Source organism: Pantoea sp. EABMAA-21 (genome assembly GCF_030053335.1).
GTDB lineage: Bacteria > Pseudomonadota > Gammaproteobacteria > Enterobacterales > Enterobacteriaceae > Pantoea > Pantoea communis.
Genome location: NZ_JASGBX010000001.1, coordinates 322,621 through 348,345 on the forward strand (window position 1 = coordinate 322,621; position 25,725 = coordinate 348,345).

The 25,725-nt window shown below is 52.9% G+C and carries 27 protein-coding genes and 2 pseudogenes; 13 read left to right on the top strand and 16 right to left on the bottom strand.

Annotated elements, in window-relative coordinates; translation table 11 throughout:
• The first annotated feature begins 255 nt into the window (after positions 1-255).
• Positions 256-516 (top strand): hypothetical protein, encoded by a 261-nt coding sequence (locus tag QMZ65_RS01460; protein WP_097117033.1) that lies wholly within the window; start codon positions 256-258, stop codon positions 514-516.
• A 960-nt stretch (positions 517-1,476) separates the two neighbouring features.
• Here the strand turns inward: QMZ65_RS01460 and QMZ65_RS01465 are convergent.
• From QMZ65_RS01465 to QMZ65_RS01475, 3 genes are all read right to left on the bottom strand, one after another.
• A complete protein-coding gene (locus QMZ65_RS01465; protein ID WP_283215255.1) occupies positions 1,477-1,689 on the bottom strand; it encodes a biofilm development regulator YmgB/AriR family protein in 213 nt (70 codons plus the stop codon).
• A 290-nt stretch (positions 1,690-1,979) separates the two neighbouring features.
• Positions 1,980-2,288, bottom strand: coding sequence for a hypothetical protein (locus QMZ65_RS01470; protein WP_097117030.1), 309 nt, complete (start codon positions 2,286-2,288; stop codon positions 1,980-1,982).
• A 582-nt stretch (positions 2,289-2,870) separates the two neighbouring features.
• A complete protein-coding gene (locus tag QMZ65_RS01475; RefSeq protein WP_283215256.1) occupies positions 2,871-3,410 on the bottom strand; it encodes a VOC family protein in 540 nt (179 codons plus the stop codon).
• 153 nt (positions 3,411-3,563) lie between these two features.
• Between QMZ65_RS01475 and QMZ65_RS01480 the strand changes: the two genes are divergently transcribed.
• On the top strand, positions 3,564-3,902 hold the full coding sequence (locus QMZ65_RS01480; protein ID WP_306439520.1) for a nuclear transport factor 2 family protein: 339 nt from the start codon (positions 3,564-3,566) through the stop codon (positions 3,900-3,902).
• 131 nt (positions 3,903-4,033) lie between these two features.
• Here QMZ65_RS01480 and QMZ65_RS01485 read toward each other — a convergent pair whose 3' ends face one another.
• The gene (locus tag QMZ65_RS01485) at positions 4,034-4,444 is read right to left on the bottom strand and encodes a cupin domain-containing protein (protein WP_160833587.1); all 411 of its coding nucleotides are present in this window, start codon (positions 4,442-4,444) and stop codon (positions 4,034-4,036) included.
• A 136-nt stretch (positions 4,445-4,580) separates the two neighbouring features.
• Here QMZ65_RS01485 and QMZ65_RS01490 point away from each other — a divergent pair.
• Both QMZ65_RS01490 and ttcA read left to right on the top strand, forming a co-directional pair.
• Positions 4,581-4,782, top strand: a pseudogene (locus QMZ65_RS01490) (tyrosine-type recombinase/integrase); the annotation flags it as partial.
• 49 nt (positions 4,783-4,831) lie between these two features.
• Positions 4,832-5,767 carry a tRNA 2-thiocytidine(32) synthetase TtcA gene (gene ttcA / locus QMZ65_RS01495; RefSeq protein WP_283215257.1) on the top strand — a complete coding sequence of 312 codons (936 nt, stop codon included), beginning with the start codon at positions 4,832-4,834 and terminating at the stop codon, positions 5,765-5,767.
• Between the two features lie 52 nt (positions 5,768-5,819).
• Here the strand turns inward: ttcA and QMZ65_RS01500 are convergent, their stop codons facing one another.
• The 4 genes and pseudogenes from QMZ65_RS01500 to QMZ65_RS01515 form a co-directional block, all read right to left on the bottom strand.
• A complete protein-coding gene (locus QMZ65_RS01500) occupies positions 5,820-5,966 on the bottom strand; it encodes a hypothetical protein (protein WP_167347098.1) in 147 nt (48 codons plus the stop codon).
• Positions 5,967-6,272: 306 nt separating this feature from the next.
• Positions 6,273-7,256, bottom strand: coding sequence for a zinc transporter ZntB (gene zntB / locus QMZ65_RS01505; protein WP_034821343.1), 984 nt, complete (start codon positions 7,254-7,256; stop codon positions 6,273-6,275).
• Positions 7,253-7,390 carry a hypothetical protein gene (locus QMZ65_RS01510; RefSeq protein WP_176505718.1) on the bottom strand — a complete coding sequence of 46 codons (138 nt, stop codon included), beginning with the start codon at positions 7,388-7,390 and terminating at the stop codon, positions 7,253-7,255. Before QMZ65_RS01510 ends, zntB begins: the two co-directional genes overlap by 4 nt.
• A 79-nt stretch (positions 7,391-7,469) precedes the next feature.
• A pseudogene (locus QMZ65_RS01515) lies at positions 7,470-9,090 on the bottom strand (peptide ABC transporter substrate-binding protein).
• 210 nt (positions 9,091-9,300) lie between these two features.
• Here QMZ65_RS01515 and mpaA point away from each other — a divergent pair.
• On the top strand, positions 9,301-10,014 hold the full coding sequence (mpaA, locus tag QMZ65_RS01520; protein ID WP_160833589.1) for a murein tripeptide amidase MpaA: 714 nt from the start codon (positions 9,301-9,303) through the stop codon (positions 10,012-10,014).
• Here mpaA and ycjG read toward each other — a convergent pair.
• The gene (gene ycjG / locus QMZ65_RS01525; RefSeq protein WP_283215258.1) at positions 9,983-10,969 is read right to left on the bottom strand and encodes an L-Ala-D/L-Glu epimerase; all 987 of its coding nucleotides are present in this window, start codon (positions 10,967-10,969) and stop codon (positions 9,983-9,985) included. The genes mpaA and ycjG overlap by 32 nt on opposite strands.
• A gap of 153 nt (positions 10,970-11,122) precedes the next feature.
• Here ycjG and tpx point away from each other — a divergent pair, with 153 nt between their 5' ends.
• A complete protein-coding gene (gene tpx, locus QMZ65_RS01530; protein ID WP_034821364.1) occupies positions 11,123-11,626 on the top strand; it encodes a thiol peroxidase in 504 nt (167 codons plus the stop codon).
• Positions 11,627-11,702: 76 nt separating this feature from the next.
• Here the strand turns inward: tpx and tyrR are convergent, their stop codons facing one another.
• The 7 genes from tyrR to pspA form a co-directional block, all read right to left on the bottom strand.
• Entirely contained in the window at positions 11,703-13,268 is a 1,566-nt protein-coding gene (gene tyrR / locus QMZ65_RS01535) for a transcriptional regulator TyrR (RefSeq protein ID WP_034821366.1), read from the bottom strand.
• A 213-nt stretch (positions 13,269-13,481) separates the two neighbouring features.
• On the bottom strand, positions 13,482-14,555 hold the full coding sequence (locus QMZ65_RS01540) for a YcjF family protein (RefSeq protein WP_283215259.1): 1,074 nt from the start codon (positions 14,553-14,555) through the stop codon (positions 13,482-13,484).
• Positions 14,552-15,949 (bottom strand): YcjX family GTP-binding protein, encoded by a 1,398-nt coding sequence (locus tag QMZ65_RS01545; protein ID WP_283215260.1) that lies wholly within the window; start codon positions 15,947-15,949, stop codon positions 14,552-14,554. The genes QMZ65_RS01540 and QMZ65_RS01545 overlap by 4 nt, the downstream gene beginning before the upstream one ends.
• Entirely contained in the window at positions 15,930-16,178 is a 249-nt protein-coding gene (pspD, locus tag QMZ65_RS01550) for a phage shock protein PspD (RefSeq protein WP_097117020.1), read from the bottom strand. Before pspD ends, QMZ65_RS01545 begins: the two co-directional genes overlap by 20 nt.
• Before the next feature lie 57 nt (positions 16,179-16,235).
• Positions 16,236-16,583: an envelope stress response membrane protein PspC gene (gene pspC, locus QMZ65_RS01555; RefSeq protein WP_097117019.1), complete on the bottom strand. Its 348-nt coding sequence runs from the start codon at positions 16,581-16,583 to the stop codon at positions 16,236-16,238.
• A complete protein-coding gene (gene pspB / locus QMZ65_RS01560) occupies positions 16,580-16,807 on the bottom strand; it encodes an envelope stress response membrane protein PspB (RefSeq protein WP_034821383.1) in 228 nt (75 codons plus the stop codon). The genes pspC and pspB overlap by 4 nt, the downstream gene beginning before the upstream one ends.
• A gap of 59 nt (positions 16,808-16,866) precedes the next feature.
• Positions 16,867-17,532, bottom strand: a complete 666-nt coding sequence (gene pspA, locus QMZ65_RS01565) for a phage shock protein PspA (protein ID WP_034821385.1) — start codon at positions 17,530-17,532, stop codon at positions 16,867-16,869.
• Positions 17,533-17,695: 163 nt separating this feature from the next.
• On the opposite strand from pspA, the gene pspF reads away from it, so the two are divergent.
• The 7 genes from pspF to fabI all read left to right on the top strand — a co-directional run bounded on the left by pspF (position 17,696) and on the right by fabI (position 25,556).
• Positions 17,696-18,694 carry a phage shock protein operon transcriptional activator gene (pspF, locus tag QMZ65_RS01570; RefSeq protein ID WP_283215261.1) on the top strand — a complete coding sequence of 333 codons (999 nt, stop codon included), beginning with the start codon at positions 17,696-17,698 and terminating at the stop codon, positions 18,692-18,694.
• Positions 18,695-19,358: 664 nt separating this feature from the next.
• A complete protein-coding gene (gene sapA, locus QMZ65_RS01575; RefSeq protein WP_283215262.1) occupies positions 19,359-20,981 on the top strand; it encodes an ABC transporter substrate-binding protein SapA in 1,623 nt (540 codons plus the stop codon).
• A 2-nt stretch (positions 20,982-20,983) separates the two neighbouring features.
• Positions 20,984-21,949, top strand: a complete 966-nt coding sequence (gene sapB / locus QMZ65_RS01580) for a putrescine export ABC transporter permease SapB (protein ID WP_034821411.1) — start codon at positions 20,984-20,986, stop codon at positions 21,947-21,949.
• Positions 21,936-22,826, top strand: a complete 891-nt coding sequence (sapC, locus tag QMZ65_RS01585) for a putrescine export ABC transporter permease SapC (protein WP_283215263.1) — start codon at positions 21,936-21,938, stop codon at positions 22,824-22,826. The genes sapB and sapC overlap by 14 nt, the downstream gene beginning before the upstream one ends.
• Positions 22,826-23,821: a putrescine export ABC transporter ATP-binding protein SapD gene (gene sapD / locus QMZ65_RS01590; protein WP_045814412.1), complete on the top strand. Its 996-nt coding sequence runs from the start codon at positions 22,826-22,828 to the stop codon at positions 23,819-23,821. The genes sapC and sapD overlap by 1 nt, the downstream gene beginning before the upstream one ends.
• Before the next feature lie 2 nt (positions 23,822-23,823).
• The gene (gene sapF, locus QMZ65_RS01595; RefSeq protein WP_160867428.1) at positions 23,824-24,627 is read left to right on the top strand and encodes a putrescine export ABC transporter ATP-binding protein SapF; all 804 of its coding nucleotides are present in this window, start codon (positions 23,824-23,826) and stop codon (positions 24,625-24,627) included.
• A gap of 140 nt (positions 24,628-24,767) precedes the next feature.
• Positions 24,768-25,556: an enoyl-ACP reductase FabI gene (gene fabI / locus QMZ65_RS01600; RefSeq protein WP_007892455.1), complete on the top strand. Its 789-nt coding sequence runs from the start codon at positions 24,768-24,770 to the stop codon at positions 25,554-25,556.
• The last annotated feature ends 169 nt before the right edge of the window (positions 25,557-25,725 follow it).

Here is a 25,725-nt window from a genome sequence, read left to right on the forward strand (position 1 = left end):
GTCCACATTAACGCATGCAAAATCTGACGGATTGAACAGCCTGATTTAATTGTCAGAAAATAAATTTATCCGGCCACGGTTAATTCTTCGTGGATTACTTAAGTGGATTTTTTTGCATAAAGGGCCCAATAAACTCAGCAATTGATACAAATTATTACGAATTCAGCTTTTTTCAGAATAACCTACGGGCACTTTCACCATCTGCGACTACTTGTGACGTGAGGCTGTCATCAACGTGAAACGGAGGTAGCTAATTTGTCTAATCATCACGACGGGAAAGGGCACGTCATTATTGGCGAAGCGGCATTAAGTCTTGCGCTGGGTGAAAAAGAGATAAGCGTGCATTCGCTTATTTCTGAGCTTGGACGCATGGCAAAAGCCGGCGGCAGCGATAACAGGCTCACGGAAATTTCGGAAGCCAGAAGCTGGTTGAAAAGCTTCAATGAGCCTGAACAGGCTGTCCGGTATCTGCCGTACCTGCAGACTTTTGCAGACCTGAACGACGAGAAGAACTGACGCCAAAGGACGTAGTCCGGCTCTGGCCGGAAGACGACGATGAAGATGACCTCACCGGTCTCGCCCAGGCGTGCACCGGCCGGAGAACCTGTCAGGGACGACACCCTTCGGTAGTACCGGCTTAAATCGCTTATAAAAAATGAATTTCACTACCTGACATCCCAGCATACAGTATCTCTTTTAACCAGAAGGAAACACGTATGTCCCGGTTTTATTACCTTCTCAATGCAGGACAGCATTACCAGTTACACGCCAGAGGATGCGTATGCCTGGAAGATCATCCAGAGCGTCAATTTCTGGGGTCTGCCCTCACCTATAGGCACGCCTATCAGATTGCATCGCAACGTATGAATGTTTGGGCCTCCATCTGTCGTCTGTGTATCGATGACAACATGTCTGATACGCGGGACTCTACGCTCACACTTCATGCGCGATGAACTTTTTTAATCCTAAGTCACATTACGGATAATGATTCACACTCAGTAAAGTAACGCAGCTAAACTTAATGTCATCTATTTAAAGGTGACGGGAAGAACTATGTCAGAACATTTTATTCATGATGTAGCTATACCGCTGCCAGGTCATGAAGACGAAGCACCTGGCGGCAATCACGATATTCCACCTGACCGGAAATCCCTTTACTGATTGAACTGCTATCAGACTGTTTTTTTCCGCGCATGTTTATCAGCACCGCTTATCGCGATACACTGTATATATCCCCAATAAGCGGAGCGCATCTGAAAAACGGAAATGAAATAGAGAACCTTATGCACCAGGCTGTGGCTGTCGCGCTGAAGCAATTGCTGCGTCCCAGCGGGACCGTACATGTGCATGAACTCATCGCTGCCCTCTGGCGCCTGAAGGAGTCCGCCCCGGACAAAATAATGCGCGACTCCTGTGAGCGGGCTATCAGGTTACTGGCAAAAAAACTCAACTGAAATTATGCGGCGCCAGCCGCTTTCAGACACCGGGATCGTCCGGCGTATATCCCACGATCAACTGGAGCAGAACGCGCAGGATTTCCTGCCTTTCGGCGTTATTTTCAACCATGAGCTGATTCATGATATGCCGCATAATGGTTTTGTTATTCACCGGTGACCCTATATAAATAAGGTTGTGGATAATGTCGTCCAGCGTTTCTTTCTGTAATGCATAACGGTCACCTTTAACCATAAGGCATGCCTGTATGTGTGCAACCGTATTGGTTTCTCTCATGCTGTGATGATCCCTGAATGCTCGCGCGATTCGCGTTGGTTTAAATTGCGCATTGGCTGGATTAAAGGTTGAAGATTATAGTCCTGCAGTCATAAATACTGCCGCTATAGTGAAGTATATGTCAGTAAATGTATTGCGGAGCGAGCAAGCGCAGATTCAGAAAAAGCAGCTATTTGGGTAATTAAAACCCTGGCACTGACACATACGAAAGCGACAGGCATTACCTTACCTGCCGCCACAGTATGTGGTTATCTTAAGTCATCGTCATCTGCCATCAAGCGTAAGGTACTTTCCTGTGATGCAGTGCCTGAATGGCCTGCATCTGGTAAAAGCCACCTATCTTCACCAGTAGATTTAGCGCTAATACTACGGTGTCCTCGCAACCACTTGATGGCTTCCCTGATTGACAACTCTCTTGAGTGACTACTGTCTGCCTTAAGCATCGCGGCCAATTCAGAGATAAGCGCATCGACGGTTATATCCTGTTCACGCACGGCTAGATTGACTGCTGCTTCACCAATAATTGCGTGACCGGTCATGTCTTCGCTGTACAACACGTTTGTACCTCGCTTATGAATTAGAGAACATTGTTTACTACGATAGTATTATAGCATTAACCTCCCCGGCCATATTATTTACCCGATAGGTTATGCCTATTCAAATATGCAACTCAATGTTGGAACTTTTCTCAACCTCTCTAAATAATAGAAATATTTGGATTACCTTGCAGCATGTAACAATCTCATCATTTATTTATAATAATGGTAGATAAGAGGTACCTTAGAGTTTTCTATTGTTTAACTCTCACTTATGACGTTAAGGGATCGAAATTTCTCAACGCTTATGTAAACGACTTAATTAAATGTCTGGCATCATTAATGATTAGGTGACTAATCTAATAAAGTATTAACTAGCATAAGTAAAAGCAAGTTAATAACGAGATGTAATAGCAATGTGAGTCAATAAACTGCTGATCTGAGCATAACTCAGAAGAGACATCTGATGATGAAAGTAAGAGGGGCTAGCTACATAGCTGACACAGTGCGTAAGTCAGCTATGGTTAAGTGTTTGCCAGTTTTAAGACACGTGCTGCGTGAATGGGCGCAGGTTTAGCTAAGCACCCTTACCTGAGATGATGACTACGGCGCAGGTATCCATGTCTCTGCTTCGCTATCATCGGGATAATAGTAACCATTCGGTATTGATTGAAGTTCAATCAGGCTGCCCCACGGAGCCTGAAAGTATACGCTAGCATTATTTTCGGTATCTTCATGACGGGAGTTACCATGTATTTCTGAAAGAAACCTTCCTCCCGCTGCCCTGACCCTTTCCACCGCATAATTTATATCGTCCACATAAAGAGAGATGTGATTCCAGCCAATATCCTGCAGCCTTACAGGTTGCTCCTGTTCTTCACTTTTTATCTCAAAAAGCTCGAGATTTGGACCATTACCAATCCGTAGCAAGCGCTGCTTGATAATCATTGTCCCGGAGCTTAAGCCTAATTGTTTCTCTGTATCTGCTCCCTGTCGTGGATGATCATGCTCTGTTAGGCCGTTATAGACAAATTTAGCGTCCAGCGCCTTCTGTAAAAATTCAGTTGCCTGTTGCAGGTCGGGAACGGTAAGCCCTACATGGTTTATGCCCCTGGTTGGCGCGCGCGTCGGTATATTTTCCATACATATCCTCCAGTTAGAATTATGATAACTTCTACAAAGAGTAGTACTTTTCTGCCCAATGAGCGGCGCGATAACTCATTGACACCCTTTCAATGCAAAAAAAACGTCCTGTCAGATCATTAAGGGTTAATTAGAATGCTCCTTGAAAAGCTCATGTTGCTTGAATGCAGCCTTCACGGTGACAAACGCAACGACCGGGATTGGCTCGAGCATCTTCTTCATCCTGAATTCCGGGAGATTACACGTTCAGGCATGATGGTCGATCGCTCAGACACGATCATGTCGCTATTGAGCGAGAAAACTGCAAGTCCAATCATAAGCAGCAATTTCCGGTTAACCGAAATAAATGAAAGTTGCGCGATACTTCTTTACCGTACGTCTGATGCTGACGGGAGCCGACCTGCATTACGTTCCTCTTACTGGCTACTTTCGAAAGAGGGCCAGTGGTCTCTGATTTTCCACCAGGGTACGCCTGTACCGACGCGTGCTTAGCTAATTAGCCGCACTATTGTTTTCAGGTGTGATGCCCGGCAAATTCGAATATGAAATGAGTTCGACGGGTCGGTGCAACACAACCCTCACCAAAATGGACGGCAAAATTCTGAGTACTGTGGTCTTTTAAATCAGGCCTGGTATTCAGGTTTCTCTCCAGGAAGAGGTTCTGAAAGCTCCTGACCTTCAACTCCTGCGTAAAAAATTACCAGTTCAGCCCCCTGTTCAGACGTATACCCGCGGTGTGCGCTATTTACCGTTTCATTGATCGCCTCACCCGCATTAACGCGATATGTGGCGCCTGTATTCATGTCTTCAATTGTCAACTGTCCCGACAGGACGTATGCCGTGTTAGGCATGGCATGTGTGTGCCAGGGCAGCTCGCTATCAGGAGGTAAAGACATGCGCATTACCGAAATGAGTGGCTTGCCTTTGGAATACGCTTCATAAGGCTGCTTATTCCATGCTGTCCCACTCTGAAGAATAAGTTTATGTTCGATCTTATCCGAACCTTTATTTGGGGTCAGCTCTGCGTTTGCCATTGTCTATCCTTCTAATTGTGTATTTTCATGCTTTCAGACAAAATTTTAGCAGAAGCAGAAAGATTGCTTTTTAAGCTCAACGCCAAAACAGCTTCAGAGCCGGACGTTGAAAATTCAAATTAATAATCAGATTGGAGCTGGAATTCGTCGCCGTAATCCGTACCATACGCGACATACTTTTGCCTGCTGGCTTTTTGTCGGCTGGCGCCAACCCGTCATTCATAGCGAATCAGATGGGGCATGAAAACGCGCAGATGGTATATGAAATCTACGCGACATGGATTGAAGAGATGAATGGCGAACAGGTTGACATGCTCAACAGCAAACTGGCTATCTGATAACAGTTGCCCCCCTGTATGCCCCTTTTGGTTTCTGAGACAGTAAATAATGCATGATAATCAAGAAGTAACAAGAAAAGAGCAGTACAACCTGAACAAGCTTCAGAAGCGTCTGCGTCGTAACGTGGGCGAGGCCATTGCTGATTTCAACATGATTGAAGAAGGCGATCGCATCATGGTCTGCCTGTCTGGCGGTAAAGACAGCTACACCATGCTGGAAATTTTGTGCAGTTTGCAGAAGAGCGCGCCGGTGAACTTCTCACTGGTGGCGGTCAACCTCGACCAAAAACAGCCAGGATTCCCGGCACATATTCTGCCAGCGTATCTGGAAGAACAGGGTGTCGAGTATAAAATCGTTGACGAAGATACTTACTCCATCGTTAAAGAGAAGATTCCGCAAGGCAAGACCACCTGTTCGCTCTGTTCACGTCTGCGTCGCGGGATCCTTTACCGCACCGCTACCGAATTAGGCTGTACCAAGATTGCGCTGGGCCATCATCGCGACGATATCCTGCAAACCCTGTTCCTGAACATGTTCTACGGCGGCAAAATGAAAGGTATGCCACCAAAGCTAATGAGTGACGATGGTAAACATATTGTCATTCGTCCGCTGGCCTATTGCCGCGAAAAAGACATCATCCGCTTCGCTGAAGCGCGCCAGTATCCGATTATTCCGTGCAATCTGTGCGGTTCACAGCCGAACCTGCAGCGTCAGGTCGTCGCGGATATGCTGCGTGACTGGGATAAACGCTATCCGGGCCGTATCGAAACCATGTTCAGTGCGATGCAGAACATTGTGCCTTCCCACATGGCGGACATTAATTTGTTCGACTTCAAAGGCATTCAGCACGGCGATGAAGTGGTCGACGGCGGCGATATTGGCTTTGATCGCGAAACATTGCCGGTGAAACCTGCGGGCTGGCAGCCGGACGAAGAAGACGCGCCGGAAATGAGCGTGCGACTGGATGTGTTAGAAATTAAGTAATTTGTAGACGATTCTAATTAAGGCGCAGCGCTTCGGCTCTGCGCCTTTTTTATTACCGGTGAGGTGGCGGATCGATGATCGGTGGAAACTCGGGATCGTAGGGAGGATCGGGTTCCGGAATTGGCTGCGGATGAGGAATCGGTTCTGGAATCGGTGGCGGATCGGTTGGAATGGGATCGCTGGCAATGAGTTCTTGCATGCCCTGCTCCTTATCGCTGAATGTCCTTTAAGCATAGGAAAGGAAACACAGCCAAGCCAAGCGGGCAAAAAAAAGCCGGCGGATTAGCCGGCGTTGTACGAATCAAATGTGCTATGCAGTAATTCTAAAAAAGGAAGTAAGACAATATGGAGCGCAACGCCCATCGCTTGACGTTGCATTCACCTGCGAGAGAGAGTTTGCCCCTGTTAGGCGATCCACTTATTGATATCGATCAGGTTTTTCCCGCTTTTTTGCTTACAGCACCTTATTTAACAGCGGGTTAACGCTTATAACCTGAGACTTACATTACAACCAGTTGCGTCGTTTGAGCCATATCGCCACGCCCACCACCATCACCAGCAGTAGTACGCAGAACGCGGTAAAGCCCAGCGGCCAACTACCACCCGGAATACCGCCAAGGTTGACGCCAAACAATCCTGTCAGGAATGTCGCTGGCAGGAAAATCATCGCCATCAGCGACATGGTATAGGTGCGGCGGTTCATCGACTCTGCCAGTAAAGACGCGACTTCATCGGCCAAAATCCCGGTACGCGCTACGCCTGCATTGAGGTCATCCAGTCCGCGTCCCAGACGATCAGCAACGTCCTGCATACGACGACGGTCGTCATCATTCATCCACGGCAGTTTTTCACTTGCCAGACGGGCATATACATCACGTTGCGGCGCCATATAACGACGCATCACGATCAGTTGCTTACGCAGCAGCGCTAACTCGCCGCGTGCCGGAACCTGCTGATCCATCAACGCATCTTCCAGCTCGATAATTTTGTCGTGCATCTCTTCGATAAATTCGCTGGCGTGATCGGTGAGCGCATCGCAAACATCCACCAGCCAGCTACCGCCATCCACCGGGCCGTTACCGTTTTGCAAATCAGCCAGCACTTCGTCAATGGCATACACTTTGCGGCGACGCGTGGAGACGATCACTTTGTCGTTGATAAACACGCGCATGGCGACGAGTTGATCCGGTCGTGAATCGGCGTTGTGATTGACACTGCGCAGCACTATCATAAAACCGTCGCCCAGGCGCGTGACGCGTGGGCGCATGCTGTCGCCCGCTAACGCATCACGCACGGAATCGGGGATCAGCGGGGTATTTTGCAGCCACTCGGCACTTTGCCGTTGGGTGTAGTTCAGATGCAGCCAGCACGGACGCTCACAGTTGATGACATCTTTATCTTCAATCGGGATAACCCCGCCTTTGCCGTCGAGCTGGCAGGAGATAATGGCATCCGAAACTTTTAACGCTTTTCCTTCAATGACGTTCACTGACTCGCCTCACTTTCAAAATCAATACGATACAGTCTAGCGTGGCGCAGACGAGTTGCAATCATCAGGCTGTGAGCAAAGATGACAAGATAAAGGTGAGCATCCGCAGAAAGCGAGAGCGGCGACATCGTCATTGGATGCGTCTCCTTAATCCGTTGCTACGGTTATGGAGACGCACACAATCACACCACTCTGCTGATTAGCGTCGTTATATCAGTGCTTTTCGATCCACAGTTCGCGGCTGTAGGCGACATCTTCGGGATTGGTGATCGGATAACCTTTGACCCACGGTTTGATCAGTCGCCCGTTGGTATATTGGTAGATCGGGGCGATCGGTGCCTGATCGGCAATGATCTGCTCCGCTTTGTTGTAGTCGGTATTGCGGGCAGCCACGCTGGTTTCCATGCTGGCTTTGGTCAGCACCGCATCATAATCCGCGCTGTGGAAACGGGCGATATTGCCGGTGTGTGTTGAGGTCAGCAAACTCAGGAAAGTGGAAGGTTCATTGTAATCCCCGACCCATGACGCACGAATCACGTCAAAGTTACCGCTGTTGCGGCTGTCGATGTAGGTTTTCCACTCCTGGTTTTGCAGCGTAACGTCCACTCCAAGGTTCTTTTTCCACATCGACGCCACGGCGATGGCAATCTTCTGATGGCTTTCCGAGGTGTTATACAGCAGCGTCAAATGCAGCGGCTTGCCGGGACCGTAGCCCGCCGACGTCAGCAGCGCTTTTGCCTGTGCATTCAATTCCTGCTGGCTGTGCTGTTGCAGATAACTTTGCTGAGGTGTAAAGCCTGCGGTGACATCCGGTGTAAAGTGCCAGGCCGGTTTTTCGCCGGTACCCAACACTTTCTCGGCGATAATGCGGCGATCGATACTCCATGACAGCGCTTTACGCACGCGCACATCGGCGGTCGGTCCCTTTTCGGTGTTAAAGGCGTAATAATAGGTGCCCAACTGATCCGGCGTATACACCTGTCCCGGCAGCTCTTTTTTCAGCAGCGCATACATATTTTTCGGGAAAGATTCGGTGATATCGATATCGCCCGCGCGGTAACGTTTGGTGGCGCTGGACTCTTCATTGATGGGGATAAAGGTCACTTTGGTGAGTACGGAATGGCTGTTGTCCCAGTAGTGTTGATTGCGCACCAACACAAATTTTTTCGTTCACCACGCGATCCTGCAATTGATAGGCGCCGTTGCCCACCAGTTTACCGGGCGACGTCCAGCTATCAGGATTTTGCTCAATCACCTTCTGCGATACCGGATACATCGCGGCATTGGCTACCATGCTCGGGAACCACGGCACCGGGCGTGACAAGGTCACCTTGAGATGATTGGCATCGGTGGCTGTGACACCCAACTTATCGGCACTCATTTGCCCTTTGGTGATGGCATCCGCGTTTTCGATACCGCTCAGCGCGGCAAACCACGCAAAGGGAGAACTGTTTTTCGGCTCCACCAGGCGCTGCCAGCTATAAACGAAGTCCTGCGCTGTCACCGGTTCGCCATTAGACCAGCGCGCATCTTTACGCAGCGTGAAGATCCATGTTTTGTTGTCATTGCTGTGCCAGCTTTCGGCCACGCCCGGCACGATTTTGCCGTGTGCGTCCTGATTGGTCAGCCCTTCAAACAGATCGCGCATCACCTGAATTTCTGGCAGCCCCACGGCTTTCATCGGATCCAGCGAGGCGGGTTCGTCTTTGATATGGCGAACAATTTCCTGTGTCGGCGCTAACTGTGCGCCCGCTGGCACATTAGCGGCAAACACCGGTGAGAAAACACCAGCAATCATTACGGCGGCCAGCGTCATGCGGAAAGTTAATGTCATCACCACTCCTTTACCCAAAAAAAATGGCGACTGCGAAGAGGTCTGCGTCGCCAGCGTCTTTGGTGACTCTATCGCAAATTGCTGATTGATATATAGCTATTTCCCTGTCTGCTGTTTACCGTTATGTTGAGGCTGAATTATCGGTCACATTTTTAATCCTGAACGCCAACCCAATTCAGGCTCTTTTGCACGATTTCAGAGAGGAATGTCATGTCGTCACACCATCCCCGTCCGCTGCGCGGCAAACTTGACGCGGTCTGGCAACAATATGGGCAATCGGTGCTGGGTGCGCCGCTGCTGTGGTTTCCCGCCCCGGCGGCCGATGCTGATAGCGGATTGATCATTGCCGGCACACACGGTGATGAAAATGCTGCCGTCGCGACCTTATCCGGTGCGATGCGCACGCTGCCGGAGTCACTGCGCCGCCATCATGTGGTGCTGGCGGTGAATCCGGATGGATGCCAGTTGGGCCTGCGTGCCAATGCCAACGGTGTCGATCTCAATCGCAATTTCCCGGCCGCCAACTGGCAAAATGGCGACACGGTGTATCGCTGGAACAGTGCGGCTGATGAGCGTGATGTGGTGCTGTCGACGGGCAGCAGCCCCGCTTCCGAGCCGGAAACGCGCGCGCTTTGTCAGCTGATCCACCAAATCAAGCCGAGCTGGGTGGTGTCCTGGCATGAGCCTCTGGCCTGCATTGACGACCCGCACCACAGCCACCTTGCGCAGTGGCTGGCAGAACAAACGCAATTACCGGTGGTGAGCAGCGTGGGCTATGCCACGCCAGGTTCTTTTGGCAGCTGGTGCGACGATCTCGGCTTGTTGTGCATAACCGCCGAGATGCCGCCCATTTCAGTGGATGAAGCAACTGAAGTGTACCTTGATGCGATGATTAACCTGCTGCGCTGGCAGCCGCAGGCTTAAGCACGCCGTGTGAAAAATGCAGCGACGGCTCAACATCGGCAGCCAGCCAGGTTGGGCCGTCAAGATCGGCGAATTTTGCGATCGGTGTCAGCGGTAACGCCGCGCGGATCGCCCGTGAAGTACACAGCATACAGCCGAGCATCACTGCAAACCCTTGCTGACGCGCCTCTTTTGCCAGCGCCAGGGCTTCCGTCAATCCACCGGTTTTATCCAGCTTGATATTCACCATCTCATAGCGCCCTGATAACTGCGGCAACTGGTCCCGTGTATGACAACTCTCGTCAGCGCAAATGGGCAACGGATGCACAAAGTTCTCCAGCGCGGCGTCTTCGGCTGCAGGCAGCGGTTGCTCCAGCATGACGACGTTGAGATCCGCCAGTAATTGGCAGCGCGCCGCCAGTCCCTCTGCGTGCCAGGACTCATTGGCATCGACAATCAAGGTGGCTTCGGGAACCGCGGTACGAATCGCCACCAAACGCTCACTGATCAGGTGGTTGTCGAGTTTGATCTTCAGCAGGCGCGCACCATGTTGCCACAACGCTAACGCGCTGCTGGCCATCGCTTCCGGTGTATCGATACTCACCGTATGCGCCGTAATGATTTCCTCTGCCAACTCAACACCGCACAGCGCCTGCAAACTTTTATTCTGTTGCTGGCGTTCCAGATCCCATAAGGCACAGTCAAGCGCATTCCGCGCTGCACCGGCCGCTAATGCCTGTTGCAACTCCGCTCGCGTCATACCATTTTGTATCGCAGGCAACTGCGTGGCAATTTGTTGCAGCACTGAGTCTTCACTTTCGCCATAGCGTGCGTAAGGAGTCCCTTCACCTACCCCTTTCAGGCCGTCCTGTTCAATCTCGACCACCACAACATGCGCTTCCGTCCTGCTGCCGCGTGAAATAACAAACGGCGAATGTAACGGCCAGGCCTCTGGATAACTCTTCACTGTTCTCATTAATTCTCCTTAAATCCGTGGCTTAATTGCGATGTGCTTCTGCTATCGCGACGAAATGCGCTCGTAAACCCTTCAAAATTATGTCATAAACAAACGCTATATCTGCTCTGGCAGGCTTAATGCCAGACTTTTTCATCGCTAAAAGGAAATCGTATGTCTCAGAATGTTCACTTTCAGGGCAATCCGGTCCCGGTTGCAGGTCACTTCCCGCAGGCTGGCGAACAGGCAAAAGCTTTCTCTCTGGTCGCAAAGGACCTGAGTGACGTCTCCCTTTCTCAGTATGCAGGTAAACGCAAAGTTCTGAACATTTTCCCAAGTATTGATACCGGCGTGTGCGCGGCATCAGTGCGCAAGTTCAACGAGCGTTCTGGCGAATCCAGCAACACTGTGGTGCTGTGCATCTCTGCCGATCTGCCGTTTGCCCAGTCTCGTTTCTGCGGTGCAGAAAACGTGAGCAACGTGGTGACCCTGTCTGCGCTGCGCGGTGCTGAGTTCAAAGAAGATTACGGTGTGGCGATTGCTGATGGCCCACTGAAAGGCCTGACTGCCCGTGCAGTAGTGGTACTGGATGAAAACGACAAAGTGATTTACAGCGAATTGGTGAACGAAATCACCGAAGAGCCCAACTATGATGCGGCACTGGCTGCACTGAAGTAAGTATTAAGATGATGTGATAAGGGCGCACTTCATAAAGTGCGCCCTTTTTTATGGCAGTGAGATAAGCGCTGTAAAATTACTCGCTCTCGCCGCGCTTCTGCCCCAACCCGTATTCTCGCAGTTTATTGGCAATCGCGGTATGCGACACTCCCAGGCGTTTTGCCAGTTTGCGCGTGCTTGGGTAAGACAAGTAGAGCCGCGTCAGCACCGAACGTTCGAAGCGGCTGGTGATCTCATCCAGCGAACCTTCCATCGCTTCTTCGCCCAGCGTCACGTCTAACGCCTGCTCAGGCAGAATGATGTCCTGAGGACGTAACTCGTAGCCTTCCAGCTGCGTCAGTGCGCGATACAGCGCATTTTTCAACTGCCGCACATTACCCGGCCAGTTATAGCGTGTCAGGAACGGTGCCAGCTGCGGTGACAAACGCGGACGCGGCAGTCCCTGCTCATCGGCAAATCGCGCCACAAACATCTCTGTTAGCGGCAGGATGTCCAGCGGGCGCTCACGTAAAGGCGGCAAATTGAGCGTCAGTACATTAAGGCGGTAAAACAGGTCTTCACGGAACTCACCCCGTTGCACCAGCTCGATCAGGTTCTTCTGCGTGGCACAAATGACGCGCACATCCACATGCACTTCATGTTCTTCACCCACGCGACGGAAAGTGCCATCGTTGAGGAAGCGCAGCAGTTTTGTCTGCATGCGCGGTGACATCTCACCAATCTCATCCAGCAGCACCGAGCCGCCATTGGCCTGTTCAAAGAAACCTTTCTTGCCTTCCAGCGCGTTCGGATAAGCGCCCGCCGCGTGACCAAACAGCTCACTCTCGGCCACATCATCCGGCAGAGACGCACAGTTAAGCGCCAGAAAAGGTTTTTTACCGCGTGCGCTGCGCAGATGGCAGGCGCGTGCCAGCATATCTTTGCCGGTGCCAGTATCGCCGACAATCAGCAGTGGCGCGTCGTGCATCGCCAGTTTACGAGCCTGATCGATCACCTGACGCATTTTTGGCGTCACCGCCACGATGTGGTCAAATTCCGACTCATCCGTCACGGTGAGATTTTGCAGCTGACGGCCCATACGGGCGGTGGATTTCAGCGTGATCATTGCGCCGACGGGCTGATCGCTCTGCCCCTCTTCTTCCGCCAGATAAATTGGTCGGGCTTCCATCAGGAAATCACGGCCCTGAATAACAACGTGATGTGCCTGGGCTTCCACACGCTCATTCTCGATCCAGCGCTGGAAATTGAAACCGGTGATCAGAGTCGCGGCGTTCTGATTACGCAGCTTCTGTTCATCGAGATTAAACAGGTTTTGCGCTGCCGGGTTGGCGAGTTCCACCTTGCATTTAAGGTCGATAGAGAACACCGGCTCCGGCATAGCAATGAGTAATGCACTTAACGCGCGATGTTCACGCTCAGAGGGCATGTAGCTAACGGTGCGCACATCTGTTACGCCAGGTGTACGACGGATTTCCGCCATCAGTGTACTGAAGGGTTCGAATTCAAGGGCAGAAAAGTTGAGATAGATGCGACCGAGCGGCGCAATTTCAATACCGCGCAGGTCGATGTTGCGCGCAACCAGCAGGTCGAGTAGCTCGCGCGCCAGACCGATGCGGTCCTGGCAGAAAACTTCCAAACGCATTGCGATGAGCCTTAGTCAGGTTTTGATTTTAGTGATAATACGCTAACTTGCAGCGCCTCAGAAGGGGGCTGTCATGAAAAGTTGACAGTTTGAGGCAGGTGACGCGAAGAAGTGTAGCGGAACGACGCACAATAATCCCGCCAAATATCACATTTAACAAAGATAGTTTCACCTTTCACCCAGTTAGCAGCGTGAAAGGTGAACAAAGAGATGTTATTTAGCAGCCTGCCCTGCTTTATCCCCACTCTTAGACAGGGATTCTTTCAGCTGAACCAGTAATTCCCGACGGAAATCCCCAAGACGCGGCTTATCATCTTCCAGCCAGGGCAGTGGACGGCATAATTCCATGGCTTTGATGCCTAATCTCGCGGTCAGCAAACCGGCACCGATACCCTGTGCAGCGCGTGCCGAAAGGCGGGCCGCGATATCCTGCGACATCCAATCCATCCCCACTTCACGCACCAGTTCTGAGGCACCGGCGAAGGCCATATTCAGCAATACCAGGCGAAACAGGCGGATGCGGCTGAAATAGCCCAACTCAATGCCATAAATAGCCGCAATACGGTTGACCAGCCGCAGGTTGCGCCAGGCAATAAACGCCATGTCCACCAGCGCCAGTGGGCTCACCGCAATCATCAGTGTCGATTCCGCAGCGTGGCGGCTGATCTCACGATGCGCCTGACGATCCAGCACCGGTTGCACCAGTTGCGCGTAAAGCATCACTATTTCGCGATCGTTATGAGTTTCATGCAGCGCCGCGTGCCAGCGCTGCAAAGCCGGATGCGCCTGATCGAGCTGCGCCTGCTGGGCTAGCTTTTCGCAAAAAGCGCGGCCTTTACCGATACCGTGGCTGTGCAGTAATTCCCGCCCGATATCCCGCTCTTCGGCTCGCTGGCGCAGTCGATAAAGACGACGCCATTCGCCAATTAATGCCCCGGCTCCGGCAATCACAATCAGGCCTCCAGCCACACCGGTGCCGAGTGAGAACCAATCACGCGTGATCCAGGCATCGTGCATCCACTGAGCGCCCTGCGCGACCACGCTGATGCCAAAAATCCCCAGACCCAGACCCACCAGCTTGCGCCAGAGACTGCGTTTGGGGCGTAGCGCGGCCTCAACCACTTTTTCACCTTCGCCCTCTGCCAGCGGCTCTGACTCTTGAGTGGCAAGAAACGCGCTCTCGCTTTCCTTACTAAAAGTTTGCGCCGCACGTAGCGGTTTCTGCGCCTCATCTTCGAGCGGTCGTGCAAAATCAATGCGCGGTTTTAATGGGGTTTCGTCGCTCATCGCAATTTATCTCCAAGTAAAAATTCCAGCGCGGCATCCATGCGAATGTGCGGCAGCGGCCGATCGACATCCAACTGCTGCGGCCGGAACTGTTCAAACTGAAATCCCTGCTGCTGCCAGAACTGATACCCGGGCAAACGTGGCGGCACTTCGCCGGGATAGAAGGTCAGCGCTTCGCCGTCATGAAGACGATGACCGCGCAGCGCGGGCAGCTTTTCGCCACGATGATCCACCAGCCCACTTTCGGTGGCCTGCACCGACGCCAGTCCAAGACAATCCATGCTGATCCCTTCAAACGCCGCGTTTTGCCAGGCATCCTGAACCAGCTGTTGTAACAGCGACACCATATTGGCGTGCTGATCGGCCGTGATATGGTCGGCTTTGGTGGCGGCAAACAAGAGTTTGTCAATCACCGGGGAAAACAGACGACGGAACAACGTGCGCTGCCCGTAATGGAAGCTTTGCATCAACTGCGTCAGTGCCAGCCGCATATCATTGAACGCCTGCGGCCCGCTGTTTAACGGTTGCAGACAATCCACCAGCACGATCTGGCGGTCAAATCGCAGAAAATAATTTTTGTAGAAACCCTTCACCACATGCTGGCAGTAATAGTTGAAACGTTGCTGCAGCACGGCAAAGTTACTGCCTGCGGGAGCCTGCAACAGCTTGCTGGCGTGAATCTCATCCAGCTGTGGCCAGGGGAAGAACTGCAGTGCCGGGGCACCTGCCATATCACCCGGCAGCACGAAGCGGCCAGGCTGGATAAAGTGCAATCCCTCGGTTTTGCACTGATGCAGATAATCCGTCCAGGCCGCGGCAATATCCGCCAGACGATTTTCGTCCGCTGCAGCAAAAGGATCGAGATCCTGAGATAGGCTATGCCAGCGCGCCGCCCATTGCTGGCGATCGCCCTGCAGCAAGCCCATCATCTGTCGTGACCAGCTGAGGTAATCCTGCGCCAGCATCGGCAGATCGAGCAGCCATTCACCAGGGTAATCGACAATTTCCAGATAGAGCGTGGCGGTATCTTTGAAGTGGCGCAGCAGTGATTGCTCTGGCCGATAGCGCAGCGCCAGACGCATTTCACTGACGCCGCGTGTCGGCGTTGGCCAGATGGGAGGCGTGCCATAGAGTTGCGCCAGCCCTTCGTCATAGGTAAAACGTGGCGTGCCCAGCTCACGCTGCGGCACACGTTTGACGCCCAGCAGGCGCTCTTCACGCACAACGGAAAACAGCGGCAAACGGGCGCCGCTGTGTACATTGAGAAGTTGGTTCACCAGCGAGGTGATAAAGGCGGTTTTGCCGCTGCGGCTCAGACCCGTTACGGCAAGGCGTAAGTGGCGGTCAACACCGCGATTCATCAACGCCGCCAGTTCATTTTGCAGTCTTTTCATCCATCTCCCTGACGAAACGTGCTGACAGGCGTTTGAATACCTTACTCAGCAACGGTTCCAGGGCGGCCGCCAGAAGCAGGCGCAACGGGCGACGCGCCACCGATTTCACTGCCCAGCCAGCTAATCCGCCGGGCCCATAGGTTACTGCACTGATGATGATGAATTTCCCCGCCGACTTCAACGCAGGTGTTGCGCGGCGGCGCAGAGCAGTCATACGCGAATTGTACATCTCCACTCCTTAAGAATATGCGGTGAAGCGGACCCGCAGTGGGCCCGGCGGAAAAAATCAGATTTGACGGAAGCGGCTGCGCACGCTGAAGGTCTCGGAGGTGACGTAGCGTTCGATATCTCGCACGTTACGCTCATCACTGTTCAACGATGTTTCCAGCTCATCCAGTAAATCACGTGCAGTTGGCGTATGCTGGTCTGGTGCATCTGCGGGCTTTTCATCCAGCACAAAGCCCAGGATGAAGTACGCCACCACGGTAAACATGAACAACCCGAAAAACAGCGACAGCACCACAATCACACGTAACAGGCGCACCGGAATATCCAGATATTCCGCCAGACCGGCACAGACGCCGCGCACTTTGCCTTGCTGCGGGATGCGCCACAATTTGCGGCCATTCATCATGGTTGCCTCCAGTTTGGATGCTCCGCATCCAGAATGGCTTCGAGTGCTTCCACACGTTCACGCATGCGGCGCGCGTCTTGCGTCAGCTGTTGCAGACGCTGCATATCGCCTGATGACAGTTCCGCGCCACCGTTGCGTTTGTTGCTGTAGTGCAGCCATAACCAGATCGGCGCCACAAAGAGCACGAAGATCGTCAGGGGTATGGCGAGAAAAAGTGCGCTCATTGACTCTCCTTAATCATTAACACTCTGGTCGAGGGGCTCAGCGTCGAGCCCTACGTCCCTTACTCGCTGCGGTTCATTTTGGCTTTCAGCGCGGCCAGTTGCTGGCTGATTTCGTCGTCAGCTTTCAGCTCGGCAAACTCCTGGTCGAGACCTTTTGGCTTACCAAAACGCTGACTCTCCGCTTCCGCTTCCATGTGGTCGATACGACGTTCGAAGGACTCGAAGCGCGCCATGGCTTCATCCAGCTTACCGCTGTCCAGCTGACGGCGCACATCGCGGGAAGAAGATGCCGCCTGATGACGCAGCGTCAAGGCCTGCTGGCGTGCACGAGTTTCGCTGAGTTTTTTCTCCAGCTCACCGATCTCGCCTTTCATGCGATCCAGTGTTTCTTCAACCTGAATGGCTTCTTGTTTGAGTGCTGCAATCAGATCGGTTAGTTTCTGTTTTTCAATCAGCGCAGCACGCGCTAAGTCTTCTTTTTCTTTGCTGATGGCCAGCTCAGCTTTTTCCTGCCATTCAGCCTGCTGAATTTCGGCCTGCTCGATACGGCGCAGCAGCTGTTTCTTTTCTGCCAGCGCGCGCGCTGAGGTGGAGCGAACTTCCACCAGCGTGTCTTCCATTTCCTGAATCATCAGGCGTACCAGTTTCTGCGGATCTTCGGCGCGTTCCAGCAGGGAATTGATGTTAGCGTTCACGATGTCGGCGAAACGAGAAAAAATACCCATAATGATGTTCCTCTATTTGTCATGTGGTTGCGCGGTGCACGGTTTCTTAATACAAATGCCGTGCCAACTTTTAATTTGTTGATTTTGCTTGTTTTGCATATTTTACTTTCACGTAAGCATCTATTAATGTAGTGAAATTGATTAACCAGTGGCGAAATTCATCATGGCAAATGGTAACGATAACCTGTTGGGCGAATCGAATAACTTTCTGGAGGTGCTGGAGCAGGTTTCCCGTCTCGCGCCGCTGGAAAAACCGGTGCTGGTCATTGGCGAACGCGGAACCGGTAAAGAGTTGATTGCCAGCCGCCTGCACTATCTCTCCGATCGCTGGCAAGGGCCTTTTGTGTCGCTGAACTGCGCGGCACTGAATGAAAACCTGCTCGATTCCGAACTGTTCGGCCACGAAGCCGGGGCGTTTACCGGCGCGCAAAAACGTCATCTTGGCCGCTTTGAGCGTGCTGACGCCGGCACCTTGTTCCTCGATGAGCTGGCGACCGCGCCGATGCTGGTGCAGGAAAAGCTGCTACGTGTCATCGAATACGGCCAGTTAGAGCGTGTTGGCGGCAATCAGTCCTTGCAGGTCAATGTGCGTCTGGTGTGTGCCACCAATGAAGATCTACCCGCACTGGCTGCGGCAGGAAAATTCCGCGCCGACCTGCTCGATCGCCTCGCTTTTGATGTGGTGCAACTGCCGCCGTTGCGCGAACGCCGCAGCGATATCCTGGTGATGGCCGAACACTTTGCTATCCAGATGTGCCGCGAACTCGGCCTGCCATTATTCCCCGGTTTCAGCGAACGTGCTCAGCTCACGCTGCTCACCCACAGCTGGCCGGGCAACGTGCGCGAATTGAAGAATGTGGTGGAACGCTCGGTGTATCGCCATCACAGCGCAGAAGAAGAGCTGGATAACATCATCATCAACCCTTTCGCCCCGCGCAACGCCGCGCCTGAAACCCACTCTGAACCCAACACCAGCGGCTTACCCGCCCTGCCACTTGATCTGCGCCAGTGGCAAAATCAGCATGAGCGCGACCTGGTCGAAGCCAGCTTGCAACAGGCAAAATACAACCAACGCCGCGCCGCCGAGCTACTGCGGGTCACCTACCATCAGTTACGCGCCATGATGAAAAAGCACGGCATTCAGGCGCGGGACGAAGATTGAACACCAAAGCGCGTGCTGCAAACGCTGCGGCGCCGAATTACTGCGGATGACGTACCAACAATTACGATAAATTATGAACAAGCACGGTATCCGGCACGTGATATGGATTAGCCTTAGCCACATAAGATGAAAATGTGCACCCTGGTGATTATTAGGGCGTACATCGTGGCTTTGCTGCTAGCGGAGAAGTCCCCACATCATCGTTTAACTGGTCGAAAGATTTTCCAACGACAGCTCAGGTGTGGGTCGGTTTTCCCTAAAGCTTTTGTGCTGATGCAAGGCGACAAGTGCACTAATCCCCGGGAGCATACATCAGTATGTGACTGGGGTTAGTGCGCGCAGCCAACGCAGCAGCAGTGCAAAAGATGACGGGAAAAACGACACACAAAAAAAAGCCCGCACTAGGCGGGCAACTTAATACTGGAAGCAATGTGAGCAATGTCGTGCTCTTCTTCGGTAGAGCCACCGTCGAAGCGCAGAAGAATAATAATCATTCTTATTATCATCTGTAAAGCCCTAATTGAGAATTTTTCTCATTTCCACACTAACATTGTGATTACCCCTTCGCCAGATTGGCGAAAAACAGCGCAGAACCATCATGAATTTGGGGAGTGCGTGACGTTTGCGATACACTCACGCTATTGCCTCAGAATCGTTGAGTTCTATGCCAAAATTATTCTCCTCGCTGCTGCTCGGTCTCAGCGTATTGAGTGCGTCTGCGCTGGCCGCACCAACCAATAACATCCGTAATAGCGGTTTTGTTTATTGCGTCAATGGCACGGTCAATACCTTTAATCCACAAATGGTCAGCAGCGGCCTGGTTGTGGATACGCTGGCGGCACAGCTCTATGACCGCCTGCTGGATGTGGACCCTTACACTTATCGCCTGATTCCTGACCTGGCACAGAGCTGGGAAGTGCGTGACAACGGTGCCACTTATCGTTTTCATCTGCGCAAAGATGTCTCTTTCCAGCACACTAACTGGTTTAAACCCACGCGAAAAATGAATGCCGATGACGTGGTGTTCAGCTTTGCGCGCATGTTTAACCGCCAGCATCCGTGGCATAACGTCAACGGTGGCAGCTATCCCTATTTCGATAGTTTGCAGTTCTCTGACTCGGTACAAAGTGTTAAAAAACTGGACAACGACACGGTAGAAATCCGTCTCAACAGTCCGGACGCCTCTTTCCTCTGGCACATCGCTACGCATTACGCGCCAATCCTGTCACAGGAATACGCCGACAAGCTGACGGCAAAAGGACAGCAGGAGCGTCTGGATCGCGAACCGGTGGGTACCGGACCGTTCCAGTTGAGCGAGTACCGCACCGGACAATATCTGCGCCTTGCGCGTAATCCGCAGTACTGGAAAGGTGTGCCGCGTCTGCAGCAAGTGGTGATCGATCTTGGCGTAGGCGGAACAGGACGTCTGTCGAAGTTGCTCACAGGTGAATGCGATGTGCTGGCGTATCCGGCGGCCAGCCAGCTCTCCATCCTGCGCGATGATCCACGTCTGCGCATGACGCTGCGTCCTGGCATGAACATCGCCTATTTAGCGTTCAATACGCGTAAACCGCCACTGGATCGCACGGAAGTGCGTCACGCGCTGGCACTGGCGATCAATAACGAACGCCTGATGGAATCGATCTATTACGGCACTGCCGAAACCGCCGCCTCCATTTTACCGCGTGCTTCCTGGGCGTATGATAATGATGCGCGGGTCACTGAATACAATCCGGCGAAAGCTCGTGAAGCGCTGAAAGCACTTGGGCTGGAAGATCTGCACTTGCGACTGGTGGTGCCTACCACCTCTCAATCCTGGAACCCCAGCCCACTGAAAACCGCTGAACTGCTGCAAGCCGATTTGGCTCAGGTTGGCGTGCGCGTCACCATCGCGCCGGTGGAAGGCCGTTTCCAGGAAGCGCAGTTGATGGCGATGAATCATGATCTGACGCTGACCGGCTGGGCAACAGACAGTAACGACCCGGATAGCTTCTTTCGGCCGCTGTTGAGCTGTGCAGCCATCCGCTCGCAGACCAACTTTGCGCACTGGTGTTCACCGGCCTTTGATGAATCATTGCAACGGGCGCTGTTGTCGCAACAACTTTCGGCGCGCATCGACAGCTACGATCAGGCACAGCAAATTCTGGCGCAGGAATTACCGGTATTGCCGCTGGCGTCATCGTTGCGTTTACAGGCATATCGCCATGATATTAAAGGTCTGGTGCTAAGTCCGTTCGGGAATGCCTCGTTTGCCGGGGTTTACCGTGATGAGAGCAGCGAGGAATAAGCATGATCATCTATATATTGCGTCGCCTGCTGTTGCTGCTGATCACCCTGTTTTTATTGTCGCTGGTGAGTTTCAGTCTTAGCTACTTTACGCCGAATGCGCCGCTGGAAGGTGCCTCACTGTTCGATGCCTGGTGGTTCTGGTTTAAAGGCCTGCTGCAATTTGACTTCGGTGTTTCCAGCACCAACGGCCAGCTGATCGACCTGCAACTGCGCGAGGTGTTCCCCGCCACGCTGGAGCTTTGCATTCTGGCCTTCATGCTGGCGCTGCTGGTGGGTATTCCGCTGGGAATTTGCGCGGGTGTGATGCGCAAAAAATGGCAGGATAAAGCCATCAGCGCACTGGCACTGCTCGGTTTCTCGATGCCGGTGTTCTGGCTGGCACTGCTGTTCACCCTGTTCTTCTCCCTGACACTGGGCTGGTTGCCAGTTTCCGGGCGCTTTGATCTGCTCTACCCGGTACAAAACGTGACCGGATTTGCACTGATTGATGCCTGGCTGAGTCCTTCACCGTGGCGCCATGAGATGTTGATGAGTGCCCTGACCCATATGATTCTGCCAGTGGTGGTCCTGGCGGTCGCGCCAACCACCGAGGTTATTCGTTTGCTGCGCAGCAGCACCAGCGATGTCATGGATAAAAACTATGTGAAAGCGGCAGCCACGCGCGGATTATCTCGCTTCACCGTGATTCGCCGCCATGTGCTGCACAACGCGCTGCCGCCCGTCATCCCGCGTCTGGGTTTGCAGTTTTCTACCATGCTGACGCTGGCGATGATTACGGAAGTGGTGTTCAACTGGCCGGGCATTGGCCGCTGGTTGATCAACGCCATTCGTCAGCAGGATTATGCGGCCATCTCTGCCGGTGTGATGGTGGTCGGCGGTTTGGTGATTCTGGTCAGCGTGCTGTCAGATATTCTGGGTGCGGCGCTTAATCCGTTGAAACACAAGGAATGGTATGCCTTACGATGATATCTATGCAGAGAAGCGGCTGCCCAGCCCGTTTCGTCTGTTTTGGCAGCGTTTTTATCGTGATACCAGTGGCATGATCGGATTGTACGGCTTTGGTGCCCTGTTATTCCTGTGCCTGTTTGGCGGCTTATTGTCGCCCTATGGCATTGATCAGCAGTTCCTCGGCTATCAACTGTTGCCCCCTTCCTGGTCGCGCTACGGGGATGTCTCCTTCTTCCTCGGCACCGATGATTTGGGCCGCGATGTATTGAGTCGCCTGCTGAGCGGCGTAGCGCCAACGGTTGGTTCGGCCATCATGGTGACGGTTTTAGCCGCGATCTGCGCCCTGATCCTGGGGGTGCTGGCTGGCATTACCCACGGTTTGCGCTCTGCGGTAATGAACCACGTGCTGGATACCTTGCTCTCCATCCCTTCGCTGCTGCTGGCAATCATTGTGGTGGCCTTTTTAGGCCCACGCCTTGAACACGCCATGCTGGCGGTATTGCTGGCAATCATTCCGCGCCTGGTGCGGGAGATCTATACTGCGGTACATAACGAGATGGAAAAAGAGTACGTGGTGGCGCTGCGTCTGGATGGCGCGCGCAATCTGAATATTCTGTGGAACGCGTTGCTACCCAATGTCCTGCCGCTGCTGGTCGGGGAATTTACGCGTTCACTCTCCATGGCCATTCTCGACATTGCCGCACTCGGTTTCCTCGATTTAGGGGCACAACTGCCCTCACCGGAATGGGGAGCGATGCTTGGCGATGCGCTGGAGCTGATTTATGTCGCGCCCTGGACCGTGATGCTGCCCGGCGTCGCGCTGATGGTCAGTGTGTTGATCGTTAACCTGCTGGGCGATGGCATCCGTCGCGCTGTAGAAGCGGGAGCTGAATAATGCCGTTACTGGATATTCGTAATCTCACTATCGAGTTCATGACCTCAGAAGGTCCGGTGAAGGCCGTTGATCGCATTAATCTGACGCTCAGTGAAGGTGAAGTGCGTGGGCTGGTGGGGGAATCCGGCTCCGGCAAAAGTCTGATTGCGAAAGCGATTTGCGGCGTAACCAAAGACAACTGGCGCGTCACCGCCGATCGTATGGTGTTCGATGATATCGATTTGCTGCGTTTGTCGCCGCGCGAACGACGCCGCATTGTCGGCCATAACGTGTCGATGATTTTCCAGGAACCCCAATCCTGTCTGGATCCTTCAGAAAGTATTGGCCGCCAGTTGATGCAGGCTATCCCGCGCTGGACCTTTAAAGGCCGCTGGTATCAGCGTTTGTGGTTCTGGCGCAAAGCGCGCGCCATCGAACTGTTGCACCGCGTGGGCATTAAAGATCATAAAGACATCATGCGCAGTTTCCCGTATGAATTGACGGAAGGTGAATGTCAGAAGGTGATGATCGCCATCGCACTGGCCAATCAGCCACGTCTGCTAATCGCCGATGAGCCGACCAATGCCATGGAACCCACTACGCAGGCACAAATATTCCGCTTGCTGAGCCGCCTGAATCAAAATAATAACACCACGATTTTGCTGATCAGCCATGACCTGCGCACCATGAGCCAGTGGGCCGATCGCATTAACGTGATGTACTGCGGTCAGACCGTCGAAACTGCGCAGAGTGAAGATTTAATGGACACGCCGCATCATCCTTATACCCAGGCGCTGATCCGCGCGATGCCCGACTTTGGCAGTGCGCTGCCGCATAAAAGTCGCCTGAATACGCTTTCCGGCGCGATTCCCTCACTGGAACATTTACCGATTGGCTGTCGACTTGGCCCGCGTTGCCCGTATGCGCAGCGTAAATGCATTGAGACGCCGCGCCTCACCGGCACTAAATCGCATCTGTTTGCCTGTCACTTCCCGTTAAATGTGGAGGGGCAGTAAGCATGGAAACGCTACTGGAAGTCCGCAATCTCAGTAAAACCTACCGTTACCGCACGGGACTGTTTCGTCGACAGCATGTCGAGGCGGTGAAAGGCGTGAGCTTCACCCTGCGTGAGAAACAGACGCTGGCGGTGATAGGTGAAAACGGCTCAGGCAAATCGACGCTGGCGAAAATGTTGAGCGGCATGGTGGCCCCGACGGCAGGTGAGATGCTGATTGACGATCATCCGCTGGAGTATGGCGATTACGGTTATCGCAGCCAGCGTATTCGCATGATTTTTCAGGATCCTTCGACCTCGCTTAATCCGCGCCAGCGCGTCAGTCAGATCCTCGATTTCCCGCTGCGCCTGAATACCGAACTGGATGATGAAGCGCGAGAGAAGCGCATTATTGCCACACTGCGCCAGGTGGGTTTGCTGCGCGATCACGCCGGTTACTATCCGCATATGCTGGCTCCCGGCCAGAAGCAGCGTCTGGCACTGGCTCGCGCACTGATCCTGCAGCCGAAAGTGATTGTTGCCGATGAGGCCCTCGCCTCACTGGATATGACCATGCGTTCGCAGCTGGTCAATCTGATGCTGGAACTGCAGGAGAAGCACGGCATCGCCTATATTTATGTGACGCAACATATCGGCATGATGAAGCACATCAGCGATCAGGTGCTGGTGATGCATCAGGGTGAAGTGGTGGAACGCGGCGGCACGGCTGATGTGCTGGCCTCGCCACTGCATGACCTCACTAAGCGGCTGATCACCAGCCATTTTGGCGAAGCCTTAACCGCTGAAGCCTGGCGCAAAGTGCGTTGATTGTTCATCACATCGCGAAAACGCGGTGCGATTTACCGCATTTGAGAGAGACGTGCTAGAATCCGCACGTCGATTAACGTCGGTCGCCTACTATTTAATCATTGCGACCGCCAACAACAATGACCATAAGGATTACAGCTATGGGTTTTCTTTCCGGTAAGCGCATTCTGATTACTGGCGTTGCCAGTAAACTCTCTATTGCCTACGGTATTGCACAGGCGATGCACAAACAGGGCGCAGAACTGGCTTTCACCTACCAGAACGACAAGTTGAAAAGTCGTGTGGAAGAGTTCGCTAAAGATTTGGGTTCTGACATTGTTCTGCCGTGCGATGTGGCAGAAGACGAGAGTATCACTGCGCTGTTCACCGAACTGGCAAAAACCTGGCCAAAATTTGACGGTTTTGTTCACTCAATTGGTTTCGCACCTGGCGATCAGCTGGATGGTGACTACGTGAACGCCGTGACCCGTGAAGGCTTCAAAATCGCTCACGACATCTCTGCTTACAGCTTCGTGGCGATGGCGAAAGAGTGCCGTGCAATGCTGAACCCGAATTCAGCCCTGCTGACCCTGTCTTATCTGGGTGCTGAGCGCGCAATTCCTAACTACAACGTAATGGGTCTGGCTAAAGCGTCTCTGGAAGCCAACGTACGTTACATGGCGAACGCGATGGGTCCAGAAGGTACGCGTGTTAACGCCGTATCTGCGGGTCCAATCCGTACTCTGGCAGCTTCAGGCATCAAAGATTTCCGTAAGATGCTGGCTCACTGTGAAGCCGTTACGCCAATTCGCCGCACTGTCACCATCGAAGACGTGGGTAACTCTGCGGCCTTCCTGTGCTCTGATCTGGCGGGTGGTATCACCGGTGAAGTGGTACACGTTGATGGCGGCTTCAGCATTGCCGCGATGAACGAGCTGGAACTGAAATAAGTTCTGAAGGCGAGCCGGGTGCTCGCCTTTTTTCTTAGCGAAGTCTCAGCTGTCTTCACCGATTTTCGCCCTGTTCACTTTCGACTGACGTCTCCCGCAAACTCACCTCTTCCTGCTAGCTACCGCTTGAATTTTCAGGCGTATAGATTCATTCGATCTTAATTATTCC